The following is a 5,610-nucleotide window of genomic DNA, read 5'->3' as shown; positions in this document are numbered from 1 at the left end:
GAGCAAGATACAGATTTTTTAGAACGGGGAATTAAAATTTAATAAAATTATGCGCGCATAATAAGAATACCACAACCAAGGGTACCGTATTTTGAAAACTATGTAATACAGGCGATTTTGAGCTAATGCAGCAGGCTTGTCAACGGTCCGTAAATCGGAAAAAATAAAAGATTGAAGGCCCTCTCCTTTTTAGATTCAGACTTGTAAAGGGCAGGTCAAAAGATGGGTAAACACATAGGTCTGTTCAGGTATTCCAGGCAACGCAAGGACTGTAATTCCAACAGGTGGGGTAGTTCAATTTAGTTTAAAGAAAACCAGAACACTTTGCGATAAAAGTATTAGGTATAAAGGGTTACGGGGACATCTGTTATTCCTTTACCTCTTCATTAAACTTTCCAGTGGATACAAGAATAAGGACCAAAAGACCTATACCCGCCTGGATCAGGTAAAGCACTTTGTAAGAATCAAATTCAAAAAAACGAACCAATCCGAAAATCAGGAAGAAAATCCCATAGAAATACCCGAAAATGGTCCGTATTTTCTGTGCACGGACTTTCGATGTTTTTATAAGACGCAGGGATACCCAGTGGATAATGGCCACACATAATAGCACTGCAAAAAAGATTACAAGTCCATCGAACATGTAATTAATTTAAACAAAAAAAATGAAAGTCCAACTATTTACCCGGGAGGTGATGGATCACTCCACCGTTACCGACTTGGCTAAATTTCGGGGCTGGTCTACGTTACATCCGCGCATTACGGCTATGTGATACGAGAGAAGTTGCAGTGGTATGGTAGTTAAAAGCGGGCTCAGGCTTTCCGAGGATTCGGGTATCTCGATCACGTGGTCTGCCAGTTCCCGCACCTGAGTGTCTCCTTCGGTAACTATGGCGATGATCTTTCCCTTTCTGGATTTGATCTCCTGTATATTGCTGACCACTTTCTCGTAGTGTCCTTTTTTGGTAGCAATAACAACTACCGGCATTTGCTCATCGATCAGGGCTATTGGCCCGTGCTTCATTTCTGCCGCTGGATAGCCTTCTGCATGGATATAGCTGATTTCCTTTAATTTGAGGGCTCCTTCCAGAGCCACCGGAAAATTGTATCCCCGACCGAGGTAAAGGAAATTGGTAGCATCCTTGTAGACTTCAGAGATAATCTCAATGAGCGGATTGGATTCCAGCGCTTTTTCCACTTTATCAGGAATCGCCTCTATTTCAGTAAGGACTTCGCGAAAATGGGACTCGGAATAGGCACCCTTTTCTTTGGCCAGTTTAAGGGCCAAAAGGGTGAGAACGGTAATCTGGGTCGTAAAAGCCTTGGTTGACGCGACACCGATCTCAGGGCCAGCGTGTGTGTAAGCTCCTGCATCTGTTTCCCGGGCAATCGACGAGCCTACGACATTACAAACCCCAAAAACAAAGGCTCCGTTTTCTTTGGCAAGCTTGATGGCTGCCAGGGTATCTGCCGTTTCGCCGGACTGAGAGATGGCGATCAACACATCATTTTCAGTAATCACCGGATTACGGTATCGAAATTCTGAAGCGTATTCCACTTCTACGGGAATACGCGCGAGGTCTTCAAAAATATATTCAGCCACAAGGCCGGCATGCCATGACGTCCCGCAGGCGACAATTATGATCCGATTGGCATTGAGGAAACGCTCCAGGTTCTGATCGACACCTGCCATACGTATAAGACCCTGATCTGCCAGCAAACGGCCGCGGAAGGTGTCTTTAATCGCACGGGGTTGTTCATAAATCTCCTTAAGCATAAAGTGGTCGTACCCTCCTTTTTCAATTTCCTCCAGGTTGAGCTGTAGTTCGAGTACGGTAGGGTAAGCGATGGCATCATCCTGTATTTTTCGAAGCCGGATTTCCTTTCCCAGCCGTACAATAGCCATTTCTCCATCCTCGAGGTAAACGGCATTGTTGGTAAACTCTATAAAAGGTGAAGCATCTGAAGCAATAAAAAATTCATCGTCCCCAATCCCAATCGCCAAAGGGCTTCCTAAACGGGCTACGACGATTTCATCGGGTTTGCTACGATCAAAAATGGCTATAGCATAGGCGCCTACAACCTGATTCAGGGCAATCTGAACCGCTTTCCCCAGTTTAACCCCTTCCTTTTTCTTTACCTCTTCAATCAGGTTAACCAAGACTTCGGTGTCGGTATCCGAATGGAATAGGTAACCCCTGTTGGTCAATTCTTTCCGTATGGAGTCGTAGTTCTCTATTATCCCGTTATGGATGATTACCAATTCTCCGGAATTGGAGTAATGTGGGTGGGAATTCACATCGTTGGGAACCCCGTGGGTGGCCCAACGGGTATGTCCGATACCTATGCGGCCTTCAAGGGAGATTTCCCCCTGTGCTTTTCCGCCTAAATCGGCGACCTTACCCTTGGTTTTGGCCAGGTTAATATCAGTGCCATCGAAAAGTGCAATTCCCGCACTGTCATAACCCCGGTATTCCAGGCGCTGCAATCCTTTCATGATGATCGGATAAGCATCCCGCTGACCAATGTAACCCACTATTCCACACATAACAAAAAGTATTAGATCCCCAAAATTACTGCAAAGAAGTGCTCCTGATCAAATTTATGGATAAATAACACTTTTAGCTATACGACTGGCCTGTCAGGGGTCAATTTCGGTATACGATATCTCGAGGCGGAGGCGTTTCGGATCATCTGCATCTACGTCGCTGCCAATCAGTACAGTACTGAGGGGTGTATATCCGTTGCCAACGGGAAGATCTTTCATTGTGTCATCCGGAAGGACAACCTCTGAGGTTCCCCTCAGCCGGATATCCGCAGTAAGGCTAAGGCCCAGGGTCGCATTTACGGAATCCCGCTGAATGATATTGTTCAGGTACTCTGTAATCCTCACCGTATACTTCACGCCTTTACCCAGGGCCTCATCGAGACGGCCATCGTAATTGAGGAATACCCCAAGGGGTGTATCATCTGCATTGGTCTCTGTTGAGATATTGAATAAAGGGGTATTCGTCTCTGCGTTGTACAAATAAAGCCTCGGGGGTTCATCCGTTATCCCCTCAGAATCCAGGCGTTCCCTGTCTACATAAAAGACCAGGTTTGCCTCATTGATCAACCAGTTGTTTTGGCGAATTTCATTAATGGCCTCTCCTCCTCCCATCAGGTCAAAGAGTTCAATTTCAGCATAAGTCCCCGCCCCACCTTTGAGGTATATACGGGAGGCATTCTCCTGAGGAAGGTTTTCAGGGGAGGCAAAAGCGTCAGCCACTTCCTGTGGATAGGGTTCACTGCTCAATGTATTTACCGCGTTATTCTGCAGGGGCTGATTACCACCCCCGGCGAGCAGGCGCAGTACCTCTTCATCTTCAACGATTTCTATCTCGTCCCCATCCGTAGCCTCATACGTGTAATTTATTGTGAGCCGGGCCTGGGAAATATCAAAGAGAATCATCACATCAGAATCAATGGGATCCAGGTTCAAATGCAAACCCCTGAAGTACTCTTTGAAGTTCGCATTGCTGAGCAGTTCAGAAGACCCTTCCAGATCTATAAAATTCTCCTGAAAATATTCAGGATCCAATTCCACACGAATGCCTGGTTGTAAGCGTTCCTCTACTATAATCGATTCATCCTCTTCGGTGTCGGGGTCGTCCTCCTGAAAAAAGAGATACTCTTCATCAGAAATCTCGAGAATCCCTTCAAACAAGACATCTGAAGCAAAGTCTTCTGAAAAATTCTGATTTGAATAGTAGGGCTCTAACTCCTGAAAGCCGGAATCCGGGTTCAGGTCCCTTAAAAAATAGGTTGAACGGGTTACCCTAAAATTGAATTCTGCCTCCCTGTTTCCATAAATACTGTCGAGCTCCCGTCGTTCCGGAAAGATATTATCCGCAGTGGCCGTGTCCTCGGCATCTCCTATCCCATCACCATCTGTGTCGGGGTTGAGCGGGTCAGTCCCCTGGGCTGTCTCATCGGCATCGGTCACACCGTCCCCATCTGAATCACTGTTTGGATCGTTGGGGTCTGCGTCTGAAGAGTCGACGACCCCATCCAAATCCTGGTCTGCATTGTCCTTAATGAAATAGGGTAAATAAAGGATCACATCGGTCACCGTTTCATTCTCTTCAGGGGCATCCGGGTCATTCTTCTCCCGATCTTCTGTGAAACGCCCAAAAAACTGAATACCTCCACTGGTAACCAGGGAAAGCTGGGAGGTGATAATTCCCTCGGTCTTTCCGTAAACAGGGTCATTGAAAACCCCGAGCTGGTATACGGGTGACTGGTTAGTAGGTATAGTCCCTACATTTTTATTAAAAGCAAAAACATCAAAAACCGCCTTGCCATTGACAAAAGGTTCCTGCCCCACGATACCATCGCCGATGGTCACGGGATCTTCATCACAGGAAACTCCGACCACCATAAAACCAAAACCCGCGAGCAGGTATAAGAATAATCGTTTCATTAAATGATTATTATGATTTGAGTACTTCGGTGTTGTAGAAGTTTGCATAAGCCTCTTCAAATTCCTGAAAAGAGACATGCGGCAATACCGGTTTCTCAAGCTTCGCAACATACTCCTGAAGTTCCTCAGGTATATTTTCGGTGGCTAAGATAATCGCGTCCGAATAATCGACGGCGATCTTTAACAAATTATTATAGGAAGGTGATTTCAGGATTTCTACAGGTCCTTCAGAAACTTGATCAAAGGCTATTTTATCAGCCATCTTCTCATTGAGATTTCCCTCAAAACCATTCCCGTAGAGGGAAGTCACTATTTTACTATCGGCAAACAGGGGTTCATCCGAATAGTATTCCCTTAAGTACAGCGGAAGCAGGGAAGCCATCCATCCGTGTACGTGGATGATGTCCGGGGACCAATTCAGTTTTTTAACGGTTTCCACAACGCCCTTTGCGAAAAATATCGCCCGTTCGTCATTATCGGCGAAGAGTTCCCCGTTTTCGTCTGTAAATGTTGCCTTTCTCTTGAAATACTCTTCATTATCAATGAAGTAAACCTGAATGCGTTCCCGCGGGATCGAAGCCACTTTGATAATGAGGGGCATATCCATATCATTGATCACCAGGTTCATACCTGATAAACGGATCACCTCGTGTAACTGATGCCTCCGCTCATTGATATTGCCATATCTGGGCATAAAAATCCGAATCTGACCCCCCTGACTGTTAACCATTCGGGGCGTTTCATAGGACATTTTTGAAACTGGGCTTTCCGGGAGGTAGGGAACTAATTCTGAAGATACAAACAATACCTTTTTACCATTCATAAAAGGAGCGTTTTAGTCAATTGCCTAAACGTAGCTGCAAAATTACAAAATTTATGCAGAATAGCCGTAATTATAGTAAGTTTGCTGCCCATTTACTCTAGCATGAACGTCCTAAGGACCAAAGATGAAATCAGCAGGTACAGAAAGCAACTTCACCATGAGGGTTCAAGCCTGGGATTAGTGCCCACCATGGGAGCCCTGCACGAGGGGCATTTGGAGCTGGTGAGAAGGGCATGCCGGGAAAACGAGTCCGTACTGGTAACCATTTTTGTGAATCCTACACAGTTTAATAATTCACAAGATCTTCTCAAGTATCCAAAGACCC

Annotated in this window: 5 protein-coding genes; 1 reads left to right on the top strand and 4 read right to left on the bottom strand. The window is 45.7% G+C overall.

All coding sequences use genetic code 11. The features are described from left to right. Window positions 1-367: 367 nt before the first annotated feature. The 4 genes from WBV75_RS02100 to WBV75_RS02085 form a co-directional block, all read right to left on the bottom strand. On the bottom strand, window positions 368-643 hold the full coding sequence (locus tag WBV75_RS02100; protein WP_424119002.1) for a hypothetical protein: 276 nt from the start codon (window positions 641-643) through the stop codon (window positions 368-370). A gap of 57 nt (window positions 644-700) precedes the next feature. After that, entirely contained in the window at window positions 701-2,548 is a 1,848-nt protein-coding gene (glmS, locus tag WBV75_RS02095) for a glutamine--fructose-6-phosphate transaminase (isomerizing) (RefSeq protein WP_424119001.1), read from the bottom strand. 93 nt (window positions 2,549-2,641) lie between these two features. Continuing rightward, window positions 2,642-4,462: a DUF4270 family protein gene (locus WBV75_RS02090; RefSeq protein WP_424119000.1), complete on the bottom strand. Its 1,821-nt coding sequence runs from the start codon at window positions 4,460-4,462 to the stop codon at window positions 2,642-2,644. Window positions 4,463-4,472: 10 nt separating this feature from the next. After that, a complete protein-coding gene (locus WBV75_RS02085; protein ID WP_424118999.1) occupies window positions 4,473-5,285 on the bottom strand; it encodes a glycogen/starch synthase in 813 nt (270 codons plus the stop codon). A 102-nt stretch (window positions 5,286-5,387) separates the two neighbouring features. Between WBV75_RS02085 and WBV75_RS02080 the strand changes: the two genes are divergently transcribed. Then, window positions 5,388-5,610: pantoate--beta-alanine ligase (locus WBV75_RS02080; protein ID WP_424118998.1), on the top strand; the 223-nt coding region annotated here is incomplete at its 3' end.

The organism is Robiginitalea sp. (assembly GCF_049588695.1).
In the GTDB taxonomy this organism is placed as follows: domain Bacteria; phylum Bacteroidota; class Bacteroidia; order Flavobacteriales; family Flavobacteriaceae; genus Robiginitalea.
Note: the sequence above shows the minus strand (reverse complement) of the source record. Positions and strands in the feature narration are given on the sequence as shown.

Excerpts from the sequence above, each read along its gene's own strand:
- WBV75_RS02100 (WP_424119002.1), bottom strand. The coding sequence starts at position 643 with ATGTTCGATGGACTTGTAATCTTTTTTGCAGTGCTATTATGTGTGGCC.
- glmS (WP_424119001.1), bottom strand. The coding sequence starts at position 2,548 with ATGTGTGGAATAGTGGGTTACATTGGTCAGCGGGATGCTTATCCGATC.
- WBV75_RS02090 (WP_424119000.1), bottom strand. The coding sequence starts at position 4,462 with ATGAAACGATTATTCTTATACCTGCTCGCGGGTTTTGGTTTTATGGTG.
- WBV75_RS02085 (WP_424118999.1), bottom strand. The coding sequence starts at position 5,285 with ATGAATGGTAAAAAGGTATTGTTTGTATCTTCAGAATTAGTTCCCTAC.